The 16,483-nt window shown below is 61.5% G+C and carries 18 protein-coding genes; 3 read left to right on the top strand and 15 right to left on the bottom strand.

Annotation, left to right across the window (positions count from 1 at the left end; genetic code table 11):
• The first annotated feature begins 82 nt into the window (after positions 1 to 82).
• Positions 83 to 601 carry a flavodoxin FldB gene (fldB, locus tag N6G83_RS33675; protein WP_025304119.1) on the top strand — a complete coding sequence of 173 codons (519 nt, stop codon included), beginning with the start codon at positions 83 to 85 and terminating at the stop codon, positions 599 to 601.
• A 37-nt stretch (positions 602 to 638) separates the two neighbouring features.
• Here fldB and creD read toward each other — a convergent pair whose 3' ends face one another.
• The 5 genes from creD to sdhE form a co-directional block, all read right to left on the bottom strand.
• A complete protein-coding gene (gene creD / locus N6G83_RS33670; RefSeq protein ID WP_260516150.1) occupies positions 639 to 2,003 on the bottom strand; it encodes a cell envelope integrity protein CreD in 1,365 nt (454 codons plus the stop codon).
• 80 nt (positions 2,004 to 2,083) lie between these two features.
• Positions 2,084 to 3,502, bottom strand: coding sequence for a two-component system sensor histidine kinase CreC (gene creC / locus N6G83_RS33665; protein WP_043142606.1), 1,419 nt, complete (start codon positions 3,500 to 3,502; stop codon positions 2,084 to 2,086).
• Positions 3,499 to 4,194, bottom strand: a complete 696-nt coding sequence (gene creB, locus N6G83_RS33660) for a two-component system response regulator CreB (protein WP_025304122.1) — start codon at positions 4,192 to 4,194, stop codon at positions 3,499 to 3,501. Before creB ends, creC begins: the two co-directional genes overlap by 4 nt.
• Positions 4,194 to 4,616 carry a protein YgfX gene (locus N6G83_RS33655; protein WP_025304123.1) on the bottom strand — a complete coding sequence of 141 codons (423 nt, stop codon included), beginning with the start codon at positions 4,614 to 4,616 and terminating at the stop codon, positions 4,194 to 4,196. The genes creB and N6G83_RS33655 overlap by 1 nt, the downstream gene beginning before the upstream one ends.
• Positions 4,597 to 4,863 carry an FAD assembly factor SdhE gene (gene sdhE / locus N6G83_RS33650; RefSeq protein WP_004931679.1) on the bottom strand — a complete coding sequence of 89 codons (267 nt, stop codon included), beginning with the start codon at positions 4,861 to 4,863 and terminating at the stop codon, positions 4,597 to 4,599. The genes N6G83_RS33655 and sdhE overlap by 20 nt, the downstream gene beginning before the upstream one ends.
• A gap of 320 nt (positions 4,864 to 5,183) precedes the next feature.
• Here sdhE and ygfZ point away from each other — a divergent pair, with 320 nt between their 5' ends.
• On the top strand, positions 5,184 to 6,176 hold the full coding sequence (ygfZ, locus tag N6G83_RS33645; protein ID WP_049208207.1) for a tRNA-modifying protein YgfZ: 993 nt from the start codon (positions 5,184 to 5,186) through the stop codon (positions 6,174 to 6,176).
• A gap of 38 nt (positions 6,177 to 6,214) precedes the next feature.
• Here the strand turns inward: ygfZ and N6G83_RS33640 are convergent, their stop codons facing one another.
• A complete protein-coding gene (locus N6G83_RS33640) occupies positions 6,215 to 6,712 on the bottom strand; it encodes a DUF2165 family protein (RefSeq protein WP_197825318.1) in 498 nt (165 codons plus the stop codon).
• Positions 6,713 to 6,862: 150 nt separating this feature from the next.
• Positions 6,863 to 7,537: a PAQR family membrane homeostasis protein TrhA gene (gene trhA / locus N6G83_RS33635; RefSeq protein ID WP_033639467.1), complete on the bottom strand. Its 675-nt coding sequence runs from the start codon at positions 7,535 to 7,537 to the stop codon at positions 6,863 to 6,865.
• 183 nt (positions 7,538 to 7,720) lie between these two features.
• Between trhA and N6G83_RS33630 the strand changes: the two genes are divergently transcribed.
• Entirely contained in the window at positions 7,721 to 8,329 is a 609-nt protein-coding gene (locus N6G83_RS33630; RefSeq protein ID WP_025304127.1) for an HD domain-containing protein, read from the top strand.
• Between the two features lie 39 nt (positions 8,330 to 8,368).
• On the opposite strand, the gene rbsK is transcribed toward N6G83_RS33630, so the two are convergent.
• The 8 genes from rbsK to N6G83_RS33590 are packed head-to-tail and all read right to left on the bottom strand — an operon-like array spanning position 8,369 to position 16,308.
• Positions 8,369 to 9,295, bottom strand: a complete 927-nt coding sequence (gene rbsK / locus N6G83_RS33625) for a ribokinase (RefSeq protein ID WP_025304128.1) — start codon at positions 9,293 to 9,295, stop codon at positions 8,369 to 8,371.
• A complete protein-coding gene (gene alsK / locus N6G83_RS33620) occupies positions 9,292 to 10,200 on the bottom strand; it encodes an allose kinase (protein WP_025304129.1) in 909 nt (302 codons plus the stop codon). Before alsK ends, rbsK begins: the two co-directional genes overlap by 4 nt.
• A 10-nt stretch (positions 10,201 to 10,210) precedes the next feature.
• The gene (alsE, locus tag N6G83_RS33615) at positions 10,211 to 10,882 is read right to left on the bottom strand and encodes a D-allulose 6-phosphate 3-epimerase (RefSeq protein ID WP_033639463.1); all 672 of its coding nucleotides are present in this window, start codon (positions 10,880 to 10,882) and stop codon (positions 10,211 to 10,213) included.
• 31 nt (positions 10,883 to 10,913) lie between these two features.
• Positions 10,914 to 11,948: an ABC transporter permease gene (locus N6G83_RS33610; RefSeq protein WP_260516149.1), complete on the bottom strand. Its 1,035-nt coding sequence runs from the start codon at positions 11,946 to 11,948 to the stop codon at positions 10,914 to 10,916.
• Positions 11,949 to 11,958: 10 nt separating this feature from the next.
• A complete protein-coding gene (locus N6G83_RS33605) occupies positions 11,959 to 12,945 on the bottom strand; it encodes an ABC transporter permease (protein WP_049208215.1) in 987 nt (328 codons plus the stop codon).
• Positions 12,938 to 14,455, bottom strand: a complete 1,518-nt coding sequence (locus N6G83_RS33600) for a sugar ABC transporter ATP-binding protein (RefSeq protein WP_043142616.1) — start codon at positions 14,453 to 14,455, stop codon at positions 12,938 to 12,940. The genes N6G83_RS33605 and N6G83_RS33600 overlap by 8 nt, the downstream gene beginning before the upstream one ends.
• Positions 14,456 to 14,457: 2 nt before the next feature.
• Positions 14,458 to 15,441 (bottom strand): substrate-binding domain-containing protein, encoded by a 984-nt coding sequence (locus N6G83_RS33595; RefSeq protein WP_260516148.1) that lies wholly within the window; start codon positions 15,439 to 15,441, stop codon positions 14,458 to 14,460.
• A gap of 48 nt (positions 15,442 to 15,489) precedes the next feature.
• Complete coding sequence (locus N6G83_RS33590) at positions 15,490 to 16,308, bottom strand: DeoR/GlpR family DNA-binding transcription regulator (RefSeq protein WP_025304135.1); 819 nt, start codon at positions 16,306 to 16,308, stop codon at positions 15,490 to 15,492.
• Between the last annotated feature and the right edge of the window lie 175 nt (positions 16,309 to 16,483).

Here is a 16,483-nt window from a genome sequence, read left to right as displayed (position 1 = left end):
CACCCGCGCCATTATGCCTTAAGCCGACGCAAATCAGGTATACTCGCTGCAATTCTCTAAACAGCAACGTAACGGTTTACACATGAAGATTGGTCTGTTTTACGGCTCCAGCACCTGCTACACCGAGATGGCGGCAGAAAAAATCCGTGAGATTCTGGGTGAAGACCTGGTCGACCTGCACAACCTGAAAGACGTCTCGCCCAAGCTGATGGAGGACTATTCCATTCTGATCCTCGGCATCCCGACCTGGGATTTCGGCGAACTGCAGGAAGACTGGGAAGCGATCTGGCCGCAGTTGCCAGAGCTGGATCTGAAAGGCAAGATCGTCGCCATGTACGGCATGGGCGATCAGCTCGGTTACGGTGAGTGGTTCCTTGACGCGCTGGGCATGTTGCACGATCACATCGCGCCGCTGGGCGTGCAGTTCATCGGCTTCTGGCCAACTGAGGGCTTCGAGTTCACCAGCCCCAAACCGCTGAGCGCCGACGGCAAACACTTCGTCGGCCTGGCGCTCGATGAGGTCAACCAATACGATCTGAGCGAAGAGCGCCTGCAGCAATGGTGCGAACAGATCCTGCTGGAGATGGAGCCGCTGCTGTAGCCGCTATCGGGCGCTGAGCGCGCCCGATTCCCCTCGCTTATTTCCACAGCCGGAAGCGTGGCTCGTCTTCCCCGGCCGGCGTTTCCTTGGTCAAACGCGCCGGATCGGCCACCTGATACCAGTCCAGTTTGCGCGTCAACAGCATAATGCCCGCCAGAATGGCGAACAGCAGCCCGGCCCCCAGCACCAACGCATTGTCCTCCGACTGCAACAGCAAATAGAGCACGCCGTACAACAACAATAGGCTCGCGGCGAACAGCGCACCGCGCAGCTTGCCGCGCAGTACGGCGCTCAGATAGAAGCCTATCAGTCCGCTGCAGGCGATGCTGGCCGCCAGGTAAGCGGGAGCGAATCCCAGGTGTTCGGAGAAGGCCAGCAGAATCAGGTAGAACAACACCAGCGCCGCACCGACCAGCAGGTACTGAATCGGGTGCACCCGCAGCCCGGTCAGGGTTTCGAACAGGAAAAACGCCATAAACGTCAGCCCGATAAACAGCAGCGCGTATTTGACCGCGCGCTCGGTCAGCTGGTAGTGATCGACCGGTTCGACCAAGCTGGCGCTGAAGGCCGGCAGCTTGTCCTCGTCGATAATGCCATCGTCGTAATGGAACGCACTGTTGATGTTGTTGGCGAACCAGGTGCTGCGCCAGCGAGCGCTAAACCCTTGCTCCGTCACCTTGCGTTCGTCCGGCAGGAAGTTGCCGAGGAAATTCGGGTGCGGCCAGTTGCTTTGCAGCTGCAGCTCGCTGCTGCGCCCCAGCGGCACCAGCGACAGGCTACTGGTGCCCGCCAACGTCAGGGTAAAGTCAGCGTTCAGCCCCTCTTTTTGTTGCAGCGCCGTCAACGTCAGCGGTGCGTGGATCCCCTGGCGCAACGAGCCCACGCCGGTGCCCGGTTCAAACGCCACCGGCTGCGGCATTGCCAGCGGGGAAATGCGCTTGATGCCGCGAGAGTCGCTCAGCGCCACCAGCAGGAACGGCTGGCCGACGGTCACGTTGGCGCGTTGCAAATCCGTCAGCTCCGGCTGGCCGAAACGCACCTTGAAGTTCAGCGGCCCCTGGTAAACCTGCGTCTGATAAATGCCCAACTTGCGCACCTCCACATTCGGCGCGCCCTGTACCTGAAGCGACTCCGGCAGCAAATAGCGGTAATGCTGCACCCGCTGCACTACCGTTTGTCCTTTCTCGTCTTTCTTCTCTTCGCGTTCGACATAGGGAATGACAATCAACGGACCGAGCACGCGCTGCGCCCCGCTGGTGCTTTCGCTCACCTGCCCGACCACGCTTTGCCGATAGCCGCTGCGTTCGTCGATCACGCTCATCAGCTGGGCGATGGGGATCAACATCACCACCATCAATCCCAGCAGCGTGGTTATTCTCCAGAAAAGTACCGATTTCATCATGCTCGCTCCTCGTAGGTAATAAGGCCACGATAAAACCCGCAGGTGAAATCAGAATGTGGTTATGTGAAGGGAAGGTGAAGTCACAGCGATAACATGAAAGTCGCTTCCACCCCGTGCGGCCGGCGGTTGCGCAGGTGAATGCCGCCATGATGCAGACGGGCGACTTCCTGCACGAAGTTCAGGCCCAGCCCGCTGCTTTTCGGCCGTTCGGCGCGCGGCAGCGAATAAAAACGTTCGAACACTTTATCGAGGGCGTAGTCAGGAATGCCGCTGCCGTCGTCACAGACGCTGATGCAGTAATGCTGTTCCCGCCGTTCGCCTCGCACGCTGACGCACCCGCCCGACGGGGTAAAGTCGATCGCGTTGTCCAGCAGGTTGGTCAACGCCTGGCTGATCAGCAACGCATCGCCGTTCAGCGTCACCTCCGCCAACGCCTCCAGTTGCAATCTGACGCCGCGCTGCATCGCCTGCGCCTCTTTGCCCGCCATCGTCTGGCTGACCAGCGCCGCGATCGCGATGGGCGCGGTCTCCATGTCTGGCCGGCTCTCCAGCCGCGCCTGCACCAGCAGTTTGTCCACCAGCTGCTGGATGCGTGCGCTTTGCTGCTCGATGTTGGTGAGAAAACGCCGGGCGGTATCCGGCGGTGGCAGCTCCTGCAACAGCTCCGCCGCGCCCCTGATCGCCGCCAGTGGGCTTTTCAGCTCATGCGTCAGGGTATGTGCATACTGTTCGATATAAGCTTTACCTTCCAGCTTCAGTCGCATGCTCTCCAACGCCTGCGCCAGCTGCGTCAATTCCCGCCCGCCCACTTTGGGCAGCGGCGCGCTTTCCCCTTGCGCCACCCCGTCGGCATAACGCACCAGCCGGCCTATCGAACGGTTGATCCACCAGACGAATACCGCGCCGATCAGCAACGCAATCCCCAGCAGCAACGCGCCGGCCCATAGAATGCGCCGTTCGCTGCGTTTGATCACCGGCGCCATGGTGCTGTTGGGTTTGCCCACGGTGAGCACGCCGATAATACGCCCTTGTTCTATCACCGGCGCGGCCACATACATCACCGAACTGTTTTCATCTTCTGGATCGCTACGGGTGCTGCGGGCGCCGTACTGGCCGCGCAGCGTCCGATAAACGTCATTCCAGCGCGAGTAGTCTTGCCCCTGCGCGCGGCCGGCAGAATCGAAAATGACCCGGCCCTGGGCATCGGTAAGATAGACGTGGTATTCACTGCGATCCTTGCGGATGCCGGAGATATTGGCGCCGATCGGCCGCTGGTTCAGCTGCGTGAACGCCTGCGCCAGTTGGCCATGCGCCGCATCGCCGCGCTGCATGTCCTGACGGGCGATTTGCGCCAACAGGTTGGCGGTGTCCACCAGCGTGCCTTCGGTAGCGCGCCGCACGCCGGGCTTCACTTCCTGGACGAAAATGCTCAGCACGAAGTACCCGGCCACCGCCACGATCAGAAAATATCCCAGCAGCAGGCGCAGGCCAATTTTCATGGCTGGCGGCTCACGCTGTAGCCCAATCCGCGGTGGGTGTGGATGGGCGGCTCACCGGGCTCAACCGCACGCAGCTTGGCGCGCAGCGTCTTGATGTGGGTATCGACGGTGCGATCCAGGCTTTCTTCCGCTTGCGCCCAAACGCTTTCCATCAGTTGCTGCCGCGAGAACACCCGTCCAGGCGCCAACAACAGCGTCTTCAGCAGCAGGTATTCGTAACGGGTCAGCGGCAGCGGCCGCTGATGGTAGGAGATGGTGGCCGCGTCTTCGTCGAGCGTGAAAGCGCCGAAATGGTAGCGCGCGCTCTGTTGCAGGCGCTGCTGCTTATGCAGGCGGCGCAAAATGGTGCGCACCCGGGCGCTGACCTCGCGAGGGGAGAACGGCTTGGCGACATAGTCGTCGGCGCCGATCTCCAGCCCGATCAGGCGATCCACTTCATCACTGCGGGCGGTAAGAAACAGAATCGGCAGGTCAGCCGCCTGAGCCAGCAGGCGGCGACACAATTCAAAACCGTTGATATCCGGCAAACCGACATCGAGGATAGCAAGCGCGGGCGCGCCTTGCGCCAACGCCTGCAACGCCGGTTCCGCACGTTCGAACCAGCGTACTTCGAAGCCTTCGCTCTCCAGCGTGTAAACCAGCGTATCGGCAATGCTGGGTTCATCCTCCACCAACCAGAGCACGGGTTTCATCAGGGTTCCTCGCCGTTACCCGCCGGCGGATACAGCAACAGCTGCCGCAGGTGGCGCCACTCCTCTTTGCTCATGCAGTCGGAAGCCAGCCACAGCCGGCGGCGCTTTTTGCCTTCCATCGGCTGCAGCGTCAGCAGCAGGCCGTAGCCCGGCATCCAGGGCTTTTTCGCCAGCCGCCATTCTCGGCCGTGCCAGCTGAAACGCCGGTCCGCCAGCAGCCGCAGCTCGCCCTGCACTGCGGCGATGCGCTTCTGGCTACGAATGCACTGAAACACCACCAGCGTCAGCAGCACCAGCCAAAGCGGGCCATAACCTTCCGGCCAGGGCGAAATCAGGATCAGCAAGATCAGAACGCCATGAGTCAACAGGGAAAAAAGCTGGGTGCGCCAGGAAATGCGGATATCACATCGCCACTGGGCCACGGTCTTTATTTCGCGTTTGGATCAGGGTCACCATTCTCTGCAGCTCGCCGTCCTGCGGCGCGCCATGATTCATCAGCCAGTTGAACAGATCGGGATCGTCACACTCCAGCAGGCGGATAAACAGCGCCTTGTCCGCGTCATTCAGGCTGTCGTATTCGTATTCGAAGAACGGCATGATGGAGATGTCCAGCTCGCGCATGCCACGACGGCAAGCCCAGTGAATACGTGCTTTGTTGTTAATATCCATGTTGTTATGACTCACCTCTTTTCAGCGCGGCAGCGCCAGCGCAGGGTTCAAATGACACACTGTATGGCAACGCCGTCGCAATATAATTCCATCAGCCGGGGATCTGTCTGCAAGGGTGCCCTGGCCGCAAGCCTATAGAGTAACAATTTGACATACACGCCGGGAAGGCGCTTTGCTGCGGAAAACGTAATAAAGCGCAAAATGCCAAAAAAAGCGCCCCCCGGTCCCACGGCGCGAATAACAGTTTGCAAAGCCCGCCGCCTCTTTTACCATGGGTTCAATACCCTTCAGGTAAGCTAAACGTTGAGCAGGAACTTACTATGGCGCATAACATTCCATTCCCACCCCGTCAGCCCTCCGCTTCCACCCATCTCCCCCTGACGCTGATCTCGCTGGAAGATTGGGCGCTGGTGACGTTGAACGGGCCGGACACAGTGAAATATCTTCAGGGCCAGGTGACGGCGGACATCGACGCGCTGGCGGCCGATCAGCACGTGCTGTGCGCCCACTGTGACGCCAAGGGCAAAATGTGGAGCAACCTGCGTCTGTTCCACCGTGGCGAAGGCTTCGCCTATCTGGAACGCCGCAGCGTGCTGGACAGCCAGCTGGCTGAAATCAAAAAATACGCGGTGTTCTCCAAAGTCACTATCGCCGCCGATAATGACGCGGTGTTGCTGGGCGTCGCCGGTTTCCAGGCGCGCGCCGCGCTGACGGGCCTGTTCGCCACGTTGCCGGACGCCGAGCACCCGGTGGTGCAGGACGGCGAGACCACGATTCTGCACTTCGCTACGCCGGCGGAACGTTTTCTGCTGGTGACCCGCCCCGCCGTGGCCGAACAGCTGATCGGCAAGCTGCATGACCAGGCAGAGCTGAATGACAGCAGCCAATGGCTGGCGCTGGAGATCGAAGCCGGTTATCCGGTTATCGACGCTGCCAACAGCGCACAGCTGATCCCGCAGGCTACCAACCTGCAGGCGCTGGAAGGCATCAGCTTCAGCAAGGGCTGCTATACCGGTCAGGAGATGGTGGCGCGCGCCAAATTCCGCGGTGCCAACAAGCGGGCGCTCTACTGGCTGGAAGGTAAAGCGGCCCGCGCCCCGCAGGCGGCGGAAGATCTGGAGCTCCAACTGGGTGAAAACTGGCGCCGCACCGGCACCGTATTGGCGTCGAGCCAACTGGCCGACGGCACGCTGTGGGTACAGGTGGTGATGAACAACGATTTGGATGCCGACAGCCAGCTGCGGGTGCGCGACGATGCCGCCAGCCAACTGGCGATCAAACCGTTGCCCTACTCGCTGGCCGAAGAGAAATAATCCGTCGGCCGCAGGCGCCCTGCCTGCGGCCATCTTCATTACTCGTCCAATTCCCCGTCGCGCTGCACCAGATAAATCAGCACCAGAATGATGGTGACGAAGAAGCGAAACGCATCCGGCACGCCGTTCCATTGCTGCGACATCCACATGCCGAACCACTCGCCCCCAATCGACATAAAGCCGACCTGCCAGGTGAGGAAGCCCAGCGTCAGCCCCACTACCGCCAGCTTTTTTCGGCCGTTGAAAGCGTTAGCGGGCAGTTTCAGGCCGCCCAACAGACGCAGGCCGCCGATCCAGCACAGCAGCGCGGTCAGGCTCTCCAGTGCAATGATGAAAATATAGCCGGCGTGATGCAGCCACGGTGTCTGTATCGAGCGGTAGCCGATGGTGGCGTCGGGGAAAAGGGTGTCCATCATAAAGACGTGGCGCACGAAGGCGAAGTTGGAGCCGTAATCGGTGATATTGCCGAAGGCCACCAGCGAAGCGAACAAAGCGATAGCGCAGACCAGCAGCGCTTTGGATAAGCGAACGATCATCGTGATGAGTCCTGAACAGAGGTTAGAGAAACAGTATGCGGGCTCAGAAATGAAGGAACGGGCTTGCTGGATACCCGAAAGAAGCAAGCGCCTCTTTTTTAAAACAAAAGAGGCGCCAGTGCAATACGCATTCAGACGTAGCGGCAACGCTTAGACGTACAGGTAGATCGCCATGAAATGGCAGGCGCTGCCGCCGAGCACGAAGGCGTGCCAGATGGCGTGGCCAAAGCGAATGCGCTTGGAAGCGTAGAAAATCACGCCCAGGGTATAGACCACCCCGCCTATCGCCAGCAGCGTGACGCCGCCGGCCTCCAGCCGCGTAACCAGCTGATAAATCACAATCAGCGACAGCCAGCCCATCGTCAGGTAGGTCACCAGCGACAGGGCTTCAAAACGGTGGGCGAAGGCCAGTTTGAACAGCACGCCGAGCAGCGCCAACCCCCAGATTACCGCCATCAGGCCCTTCGCCAACGGCGAATCCAGCCCCACGAGTAAAAACGGGGTGTAAGTCCCGGCAATCAGGAGATAAATGGCGCAGTGGTCAAATTTTTTCAGCCAATGCTTGGCCTTCTGATGCGGGATCGCATGGTACAGCGTGGAAGCGAGAAACAGCAGGATCATGCTGCCGCCGTACAGGCTGTAACTGGTGATGGCCGTCGCATCGGCACCGGTATTCACCGCCTGCACCAACAGCAACACCAGGCCGACGATGCCGAACACCAGCCCGATGCCATGGCTGATGCTGTTGGCGATCTCTTCCGCCCACGGATAAGCCGCGGCGACAATCTTATTGCTCCCGGCTTTCACTACGTCCGTTTTCCCCATAACGCGCAACCCCTCAAAATGCCCTGCTTTGTTCGAAATTAACGCAAAGCAGCTTAACTGAGAATAATTCCAGTGTACACGTGTACGCTAAAATAAAAATGTGAACGCGTGTAACCATCGAAATCCCCCGCCCGGTGGTCTACAATCGTCAGGCTTCAACCCACCCACCTTGAGGTTTACACCATGTCATCCGCTGTACCCGCGTTAGATTTCGGCTCAATGACCCAAGTCATCCAATTCCTGATGGAAATCGATAAGTTGAAAGGTGTTCAACGCCGCACCAAAGTGCTGGGCACCCAGCGCCAGGAAAACTCCGCCGAACACAGTTGGCACTTCGCCATCGCCGCCATGAGCCTGGCGCCCTACGCCGGTGATGACGTAGACATTCAGCGCGTGATCCAGATGGCGCTGCTGCATGACATCGTAGAAATCGACGCCGGCGACGTGCTGGTCTACGATCTGGCGGCCCGCGCAGCGATCCACGATCAGGAAGTGGCGGCGGCACGTCGTCTGTTCGGCATGTTGCCGGAGGCTCAGCGCGAGTATTTCACCGCTTTATGGCAGGAGTATGAAGATGGCGAAAGCGCCGATGCACGCTTCGCTCTGCTGCTGGATCGCACCATGCCGATGCTGATGAACCTGCACAATGAAGGCCAGAGCTGGGTGGAAAACGGCATCAGCCTGGAGCAGGTGCTGGCGCGCAATGCATCGATCGCCGACGTACACCCCGAGCTGTGGCACCATATGGAGCAACACCTGCGGGATGCGCAGCGCAAAGGCTGGTTGAAGTAAGGGACCGGGCTGCCGCTTCTTGGCCGCAGCCCGTCTTCGTCAAGCGAACGCCTGCTGGCGTTCCAACGCCTCCTCATAGCTCGGCATCGATCCCGCCGCCCCGGCCCGTTCCACGCAGACCGATGCGTAGGCGGCGGCAAAGCGCACCGCATCGGCTAACGGCACCTGATTTGCCAGCTGCGCCGCCAGGGCGCCGTTAAACGCATCGCCCGCGCCGGTGGTGTCTTTCGGCTGCGCCGGAAACGCCGGGATCAGCTCGCTGTTTTCCCCGTCCGAGAACAACGCCCCCTGCGTGCCCAACGTCACGATCAGCAAACGAATGCCCTTAGCGTGCAACACCTGCGCCGCCTGGCGCGCCGAAGCCACATCGCGCACCGGCACGCCGGTCAGCAACGTGCACTCGGTGGCGTTGGGCGTCAGCAGATCGACCTGCGCCAACAGGCTGTCCGGCACCGGCTGAAACGGCGCCGGGTTGAGTATGATGAACGTTTGCGCTTCGCGGGCGATGGCGATCACCTGCTCAATCGCCGGCAGGTTGTTCTCCAACTGGGTCAACAGAATATCCGCCGCGGCGATCGCCGGGCGGCACTGGCGCACCTCGTCTTCGCTGACCGTCAGGTTGGCGCCGGGATCGACGGCGATCATATTCTCCGCCTCCTCGCCGGCAACATAGATAAGCGCATTGCCGGTCGGGCAATCGCCGGTCGAAAACAGCGTCACCGCATCGAAACCGGCGGCGGCGAGGTGGCGCCGGGCGAAGGTGCCGAAGTCGTCGCGCCCCACCTTGCCGATATAATGCACCCGCGCCCCGGCGCGCAGCGCGGCGGTGGCCTGGTTGGCGCCCTTACCGCCCGCGCCCATCATGCTGTTGCGGGCGATCAGCGATTCACCGGGCTGCGGAAAGCGCGCCATGCCGGCGACGATATCTAGGTTGAACGAACCGAACACGCAGACTTTGCCTTTCATTGCGGGTACTCCCTGCTCAATTGGAGGTGGCGCCGGGCGGCCAGGCAGGCGCCTTTGCTGCCGGTTTCATCGGTCAGGCGGCTGACGGAGATCGCCAGCCCCTGCGCCGGCTGCGGCCCGCGTAAATGGCGGCGGATCTCTTGCTCAAGGTGCGCCAACGGGAAACCGCTCATGGCGATCACGCCGCCGCCCAGGATCAGCCGCTGGGGATCGAGCACGTTCATTTCGATGGCGATGGTCTGCGCCAATCGTTCGACGAAGCGCCGCAGATCCGGATGATCGCCGTGGCGCTCAAACAGCCGGTCGAACGGCGTTTGTGCCGCGTTGGCGCGCGCCCAGCCGGTCAGCCAATGGCCGGAAGTCAGGCTCTCGACGCAGCCCCGTTTACCGCACGGGCACTCGCCCTGATGGCCGGGCCAGGGAATGTGACCCAGCTCGCCGGCAGCGCCGTGCGCCCCGTGATAAAAGTCGCCGTTCAGCCACAGGCTGTTGCCCATGCCGGTGCCCAGATACAGCCCCACCGCCACCTGCGGCAGCGCCGGCAGCTGCTGCAAATCCCACCACAGCAGATGGTTGACGTCCTTGTCCATTCGCACCGGCAACGCCAACAAATCGGCCAACAGCGCCGCCACCGGCTGGGCGTCCAGCGCCGGGATAAACGGCAGCGACAGCACCCGCGAGCGATCGCGACTGAGGATCCCCGGCAGCCCCAGCATCACCTGCGCCACCTGACGATCCTCGCAATGCCCGGCGATCAGGCGGCCCAACGCCGCCAGCGGATCGGCCTGCTGCGCCCAGTCGGCGGTCGCTATCTTGCGGTACCCGCTGAACTCGCCGTCATCATTCATCAACAACAGGCGGGTATTGGTGCCGCCGACGTCAACGCCAAGAAAATGCCGCATCATGTCCCCCGCCTCAGGCCGCCTGCCGCATTTGATCCAGCATTTTTTCCCATGCCGTCTCCAGATCCGGATCGAGGTTGAACAACCCGGAGCTGCCGACGATCAACACCTCCGCGCCGGCGCCCATCAGATCGCGGTAGGTCCGCTGATTGCAGGATCCGTCGATCTCGATCAGATAGCGCAGATTTTGCTGGCGTTTCAGATCGCGCAACTGGCGGATCTTTTCCAGCATTTCGGGAATGAACGGCTGCCCGGCATAGCCCGGATCGACGGTCATCACGGTGACCTTGTCCAGCAGGTGAAGGTAGTGGCGGATAAACTCCACCGGCGTGGCCGGGTTCAGCACCACCCCCACTTTTTTGCCCAGCGCGCGGATTTGATTGATCACCCGAAACGCGTCGCGGTTGATGGTTTCGGCGTGCGGGCAGATAAAGTCCGCGCCGGCGCGGGCGATCGGGTCGATGAAATCGGTCGGGTTCTCCACCATCAGATGCACATCCAGCAACAACGAGGTGTGCGGGCGGATCTGTTCGATAAAGAACGGCGACAGCGTGATGTTTTTAACGTAGTGCCCGTCCATGATGTCGATATGCAGCATATCGGCGCGGCGATTCAGCACCGCCAATTGCTGGCGGATATCCATCAGGTTCATGCACATCAGTGAAGGTGAAATCTGGTATTTCATTAGCGTTATCCTGCGCAAAAGGGAAAAGGGATCAGTGGCCCGCCGCGGTTCTGGCCTGGGCCGCGCTGCGGCGCATCGCCCGCCGCTGCCGATAGCGATGCCGGAAAAACTTCATCGCCAGCACCGCGATCAGCACCGCGCCCCACATCGCCAGACTGAAATGCGGGCTGACGTTCATCAGGTTCAAACCGGTCGCGATCACCTGCAGCACGATCAGCGCCAATACCACGCCGCTGACCCGACCAAAACCGCCGAATGGATCGGTGCCACCCAGAATGATCGCCAGCACCGTCAGCAGCAGGTAAGAGTCGCCGTAGCCCATGCGCGCCGAGTTGAAGCGCGCCATCATCACCAGCCCGGCAATGACGCACAGCAGGCTGGAGAGGGTGTAAATGGCGATCAGCACCCGATGGGTATTCACGCCGCTGAAGTGGGTAGCGTTGATGTTGCTGCCGCTCATGTAGATGCATTTGCCGAGCCGGTTTTTTTGCAAGAACAGCGCCAGCAACGCGGCGACCACCAGGAAGATCCACAGCGGTACCGGCACGCCCAGCACGCTCTCAGCGCCGATAAACCGCACGATCTCCGGCATGCCGCTTAGGGCCGCGCCGCGCGTCAGGTAGATGCCGATACCGTTGACCGTGGTCATGGTGGCCAGCGTCACCAGAATCGGATGTGCACCGACGTACGCCACCAGTGCGCCGGTCGCCGCGCCGATAAGCCCGGCCAGCAGCATCGCCGCCGCCAGTGCCAACACCAGCCACAGCGCCTGCAAGCCCAGCCCGGCGTCCGCCGGCAGATAGCTGATGAACAGCCAGGCCATCAGCAGGCTGGTCAGGTTGGCGCTGGCGATAATGCACAGGTTCAGGCCGCCGCTGAGGATCGGGATGAACATCGCCAGCGTCAGCAGGCCCAGCTCCGGCAACTGGAAGGCCACGCTGGTGAAGGTGGCGCCGCTGAAGAAGCGCCCCGGCATCAGCAGGCTGAAGGCCAGCACCACCGCCAACAGCAAGGCCAGCAAACCGACGGCGGCCCCGTCTGGACGAAATTTCAGGTTGTTGCCCATCAGGTGCTCCTCAGGCGAAACCGACGTCGGTTTCTTTGCGTTTCTTGTAGTGAGTGACGGTGATCGCCGCGACGATCACCAGACCGATCACCACGTTCATGAAGTAGCTGGACACGCCGATCAGGTTGAGGCCGTTTTTCAGCACGCCGATCAGGAACACGCCCATCAGCGTGCCGACCACGCTGCCCTTGCCGCCGTTCAGGCTGGCGCCGCCCAGCACCGCCGCCGCCAGCACGTCAAGCTCGCCGCCCACCAGCGCGTTGGGCACCACCTCCCCCATGCGGTACACCTGCACCAGGCCGCCGATCGCCGCCATCGCGCCCAGATAGCCATAGGCGAACAGATGCAGCAGGCCGACGCGGATGCCGATGCGCCGCGCCGATTCCGCATCACCGCCCACGGCAAACAGCTGGCGCCCGAGGTGCGTTTTGTTCAGCAGCAGCCAGGTCAGCAGTGCCACCGCCAGCATCACCAGCGTCGGCAAACCGAGCTGATAGCTCTGCTCACCCAGTTGGAACGGCAGCACGCTGCGCGGCAGCGTCCACCAGTCCGGCAAGGCGTACAGGCTGCGGCCGTTGGTCAGCCACATCAGCATGCCGAACAAGAACGCCTGCATGCTGATGGTGACAATGATCGAGACGATGCGCAGGCAGTAGATCAGCAGCGCGTTGACCATGCCCAGCGCGGCGCCGATCGCCAACGCCAGCAAAATGCTGCCCGCCGGGCTGGCCAGGCCGTAATGCGTCGCCAGCGTGGCGATCAGGTACTGCACCACCGAGGCGACTGCGGCGAAGGAGATATCGATGCCGCCGGTCACCAGCACCACGAACAGGCCGAGGGCGAAAATGCCGCTCACCGCGTAGCTTTCACTAAGATCGAGCAGGTTCTGCACCGTCAAAAACCGATCGCTGAGCAGCGAAAAGACGATGACCGTCAGCAGCAGTACCCAGGCCAGATAGCCTTCGTTGCCGCGCGGTTTCAGACTGAATCTACGCATTGACCGCCTCCGCCAGCTGCTGCTGGCTCACCTGCCCCGGCAGGTATTCGCCGATCACGCTGCCGCCGCTGAAGTGCAGCACCCGATCGCAGTTGTAATACACCTCGGGCACCTCGTCGGAGATCAGCAGAATGGCGATCCCTTCCTGCGCCAGCAGATGGATCAGTTGGTAGATGCTGGCCTTGGCACCGACGTCGACGCCGACGGTCGGCGAGTCGAGGATCAGGATCCGCGGCTGGGTCAGCACCCACTTGGCCAGCACGATCTTTTGCTGATTGCCGCCGGACAGCGTCGAAACCGCCTGATCCGGATCCGCCACCCGCACGCCGAGTTTGGCAATCCACTCCGCGACGATGCGATTCTTGCGGTAATCGTCGATCAGGCGAAAACGCCCGCGCAGCTTATCGAGAATGGTCAGCACCGCGTTGTCCGCCACCGACTGTTGCTGCACCAGCCCCAGCGTCAGGCGATCCTCCGAGACGTAACCGATGCCGGCCTTGATCGCGTCCTCATGGCCGCGAAAGCGTACCGGTTTGCTGTCGAGATAAAGCTTGCCGCTGTCGGGGCGGGTCATGCCGAACAGGCTCAGCGCCAGCTCGGTACGCCCGGAGCCGAGCAGTCCGCACAGCCCGAGCACCTCGCCCTGATGCAGGCGGAAGCTCACGTCCTGATACTGCCCGGCGCGGCTGAGACGATCCGCCTCCAGCATCACCCGATCCTTATTCATGCTCGGTGACTTCAGGCGATAATCCAGCTTCAAGCCGGTCATCAACTCGGTCAGGCGATCGCCGGTGATCTCCGCCGCCGGCCAAGTGCCGATCTTGTTGCCATCGCGGATCACCGTGACGCGATCCGAGATCTCCAGCACCTCGTCCAGCCGGTGGCTGACGAACACCACGCAGATGCCTTTCGCTTTCAGGTAATCCACCGTTCGCAGCAGCTGATTGACCTCGGTGCGGGTCAGTGAGGCGGTCGGTTCATCCATGATCACCAGCCGCGCTTCCGCCACCAGCGCGCGGCAGATTGCCACCTGCTGGCGCTGGGCAATCGGCAGCTCCGCCACCCGTTTGTCGAGATCGAGATTAAAACTCAGCTCCTGCAGCAGGCGCTCGGCGGTGCGCCGCAGCCGCGCCGGCCGGTGCCACCCCAACAGCCCGCGCAGGTTGTGCTCGAAGGCGATGTTTTCCGCCACCGTCAGGTTGGGAAACAGCGACAGATCCTGATAGATCACCTGAATGCCGAAGGCGCGCGCCTGATCCGGCGACAGCCGGCCGAAGGTTTGCCCATCGAGGGTAATGCGGCTGCCGTCATCCGGTTGATACACGCCGGCGATCGCCTTGATCAGCGTGCTCTTGCCGCAGCCGTTGGTACCGGCCAGGCAGTGCACCTCCCCCGGCATCAGCGCCAGTGAGATATCGTTCAGCGCTCGCTGCCCGCCGAAGGTCATCGACAGCTGTTGCAACGCGATCAGCGGTGCACCCTGCGTTGCCGTATTGCCGGAAATCGCCATGATTACAGCCCCATTTTCACCAGCTTCGGCAGGTTTTGCTTATCCAGGCTTTCGGTGGCGTTGCCGAGAATAGTGTGCTGCTGCGCATCCACCTGCACCTTGCCCATGCCCCCGATGGTCATGCCATCGGTGATTTTTTCTCCTTTGTGCATCATGTCGGCGATGCGCACGAACACTTCGCCGGCCACCATCGGATTCCAGATATAACCGCCCTTGATGGCGCCGCGATTGACCAGCGAAGCGCCCTGGCCTGGGCTGAACGGCCCAATGACGCAGATATCGTTGCTTTTGCCGCGGTTGAGCACCGCGCGCCCGGCGCCGATCGGCCCCTGCGAACCGAACGCCAGCACGCCTTTCAGATCGGGATATTTGGCCATCAGATCGTTGGTGGTGCGCACACTGTCATCCAGCGATTCCCCCACGCCGAACTTGTCGCCCACCAGCTGCATGTTCGGGTAGTGCTGCTTCTGGTAGTTGATGGCCGAGTCCGACCAGGTGATGTGCAGCGGCACCGTCAGGCTGCCGACATACACCGCATACTTGCCCTGCTCTTTCATGCAGGCGGCCAGCGCTTTCATGTGGTTGACCCCGTGCTGCGAGGCATCCACCAGCTCAAAATCCCAGTCGGCGTACTTCTGGCCGGGGGATTCGTGCACGATCACCTTGATGCCCGCTTCCTGCGCGCGCTTGAGCACCGGCTCCAGCACCCGGGCGTCGTTCGGCACCACGCCGATAATGTCCACCTTCTGCGCGATCAGATCCTCGATGGCGCGCACCTGCAGCGCCGGATCCGCCGCCGTCGGCCCGACCATCCAGGCGTCGATGCCGCGTTTGGCGCTCTCGCTTTTGATGCCGGCCTCCATGGCGTTGAACCAGGGAATGCCGCCGATCTTCACCACCACGCCCATTTTCAGCTTGTCCGCCGCCTGCGCGGAGACCGACAGCAACAGCGAGGCAAACAGACCGACCAGTACGGATTTTTTCATTGTTCTCTCTCCACAAGTGTTGGCTGTAATAAAAGGTTTTCGTTGTTGTTATCGCGCCGCCCTTTTCGCGGCGGGTGAAACTTCAATCACATCGACGTTGTTCCAGGCCAATTCCTGACGAAACTCGTCGTCGCCAAGCCTGTCGGTGATCAGCGTATCTATTTCCCGGTAATGGCAAATGCGAGCGAACGAGCGGCGGCCGAACTTGTTGCTGTCCACCAGCAGGAACTTGCGCTCCGAGGCCAGCAGCATCTGTTGCTTCAGCCGCGCATGGTGCTCATTGCTCTCGCGGATGCCGCCGTCCTGGCAAATGCCGTGACAGGAGAAAAACAGCTTGTTGATCACGAACTCTTTCAGCATCTGCTCCGCCAGCACGCCGATAAAATCCTCGTACTTGGCGGAATACTCGCCCCCCAGCCCGATGGTGCGCACGTTGGCCTTGCAGGCCAGCGTCTGGATGATGTGCAGCGAGTTGGTCAGCACCACCAGCGAAATATCCGGCAGCTGGCGCGCCAAAAACCAACTGGTGGAGCTGCTGTCCAGCAACAGGCAATCCCCCGGCGCGATAAACCCCAGCGCGCGTTTGGCGATACGCGTCTTCTGCTCCGGCGACTCATTGCTGCGCTGGCGGAAGGACTCTCCCTGGTCTATCTCGGCGGGCACATAGGTTTTTTCCACCGCCGGCGGCTCGACGAACACCGCGCCGCCGTGGCTGCGCAGCAGCAGGCCGCGCCGTTCAAGCAGGGCCAGATCACGCCGCGCCGTCTCGATAGAGATCTGGCACAGCTGCGCCACCTCCTGCACCATCACGCGGCCGCGCTGGCTCAAGACTTCGGTAATAAAGCGATGACGTTCTACAGGCAGCATGTTTCTTTTCTCCTCCACGACGATGATTACGATATCGATTTGCCGCGCCGCGTTTTGCGCGCAGACGCAAAGCGCATCGCCCCGCGGTCGGTCAACGATCACGCTGTGATAGTTGTCAAAAAAATCGGGAAGGAAATGAAATGAATAATTACGAAAGTGTGGAGTAACAGACAGT

It is taken from the genome of Serratia sp. PL7 (genome assembly GCF_945957435.1).
Note: the sequence above shows the minus strand (reverse complement) of the source record. Positions and strands in the feature narration are given on the sequence as shown.

Excerpts from the sequence above, each read along its gene's own strand:
- N6G83_RS33610 (WP_260516149.1), bottom strand. The coding sequence starts at position 11,948 with ATGGGCAACAACCTGAAATTTCGTCCAGACGGGGCCGCCGTCGGTTTG.
- creC (WP_043142606.1), bottom strand. The coding sequence starts at position 3,502 with ATGAAAATTGGCCTGCGCCTGCTGCTGGGATATTTTCTGATCGTGGCG.
- N6G83_RS33630 (WP_025304127.1), top strand. The coding sequence starts at position 7,721 with ATGTCATCCGCTGTACCCGCGTTAGATTTCGGCTCAATGACCCAAGTC.
- alsK (WP_025304129.1), bottom strand. The coding sequence starts at position 10,200 with ATGATGCGGCATTTTCTTGGCGTTGACGTCGGCGGCACCAATACCCGC.
- N6G83_RS33605 (WP_049208215.1), bottom strand. The coding sequence starts at position 12,945 with ATGCGTAGATTCAGTCTGAAACCGCGCGGCAACGAAGGCTATCTGGCC.
- rbsK (WP_025304128.1), bottom strand. The coding sequence starts at position 9,295 with ATGAAAGGCAAAGTCTGCGTGTTCGGTTCGTTCAACCTAGATATCGTC.
- N6G83_RS33640 (WP_197825318.1), bottom strand. The coding sequence starts at position 6,712 with ATGATCGTTCGCTTATCCAAAGCGCTGCTGGTCTGCGCTATCGCTTTG.
- fldB (WP_025304119.1), top strand. The coding sequence starts at position 83 with ATGAAGATTGGTCTGTTTTACGGCTCCAGCACCTGCTACACCGAGATG.
- N6G83_RS33590 (WP_025304135.1), bottom strand. The coding sequence starts at position 16,308 with ATGCTGCCTGTAGAACGTCATCGCTTTATTACCGAAGTCTTGAGCCAG.
- sdhE (WP_004931679.1), bottom strand. The coding sequence starts at position 4,863 with ATGGATATTAACAACAAAGCACGTATTCACTGGGCTTGCCGTCGTGGC.
- ygfZ (WP_049208207.1), top strand. The coding sequence starts at position 5,184 with ATGGCGCATAACATTCCATTCCCACCCCGTCAGCCCTCCGCTTCCACC.
- creB (WP_025304122.1), bottom strand. The coding sequence starts at position 4,194 with ATGAAACCCGTGCTCTGGTTGGTGGAGGATGAACCCAGCATTGCCGAT.
- N6G83_RS33600 (WP_043142616.1), bottom strand. The coding sequence starts at position 14,455 with ATGGCGATTTCCGGCAATACGGCAACGCAGGGTGCACCGCTGATCGCG.
- N6G83_RS33595 (WP_260516148.1), bottom strand. The coding sequence starts at position 15,441 with ATGAAAAAATCCGTACTGGTCGGTCTGTTTGCCTCGCTGTTGCTGTCG.
- trhA (WP_033639467.1), bottom strand. The coding sequence starts at position 7,537 with ATGGGGAAAACGGACGTAGTGAAAGCCGGGAGCAATAAGATTGTCGCC.
- creD (WP_260516150.1), bottom strand. The coding sequence starts at position 2,003 with ATGATGAAATCGGTACTTTTCTGGAGAATAACCACGCTGCTGGGATTG.
- alsE (WP_033639463.1), bottom strand. The coding sequence starts at position 10,882 with ATGAAATACCAGATTTCACCTTCACTGATGTGCATGAACCTGATGGAT.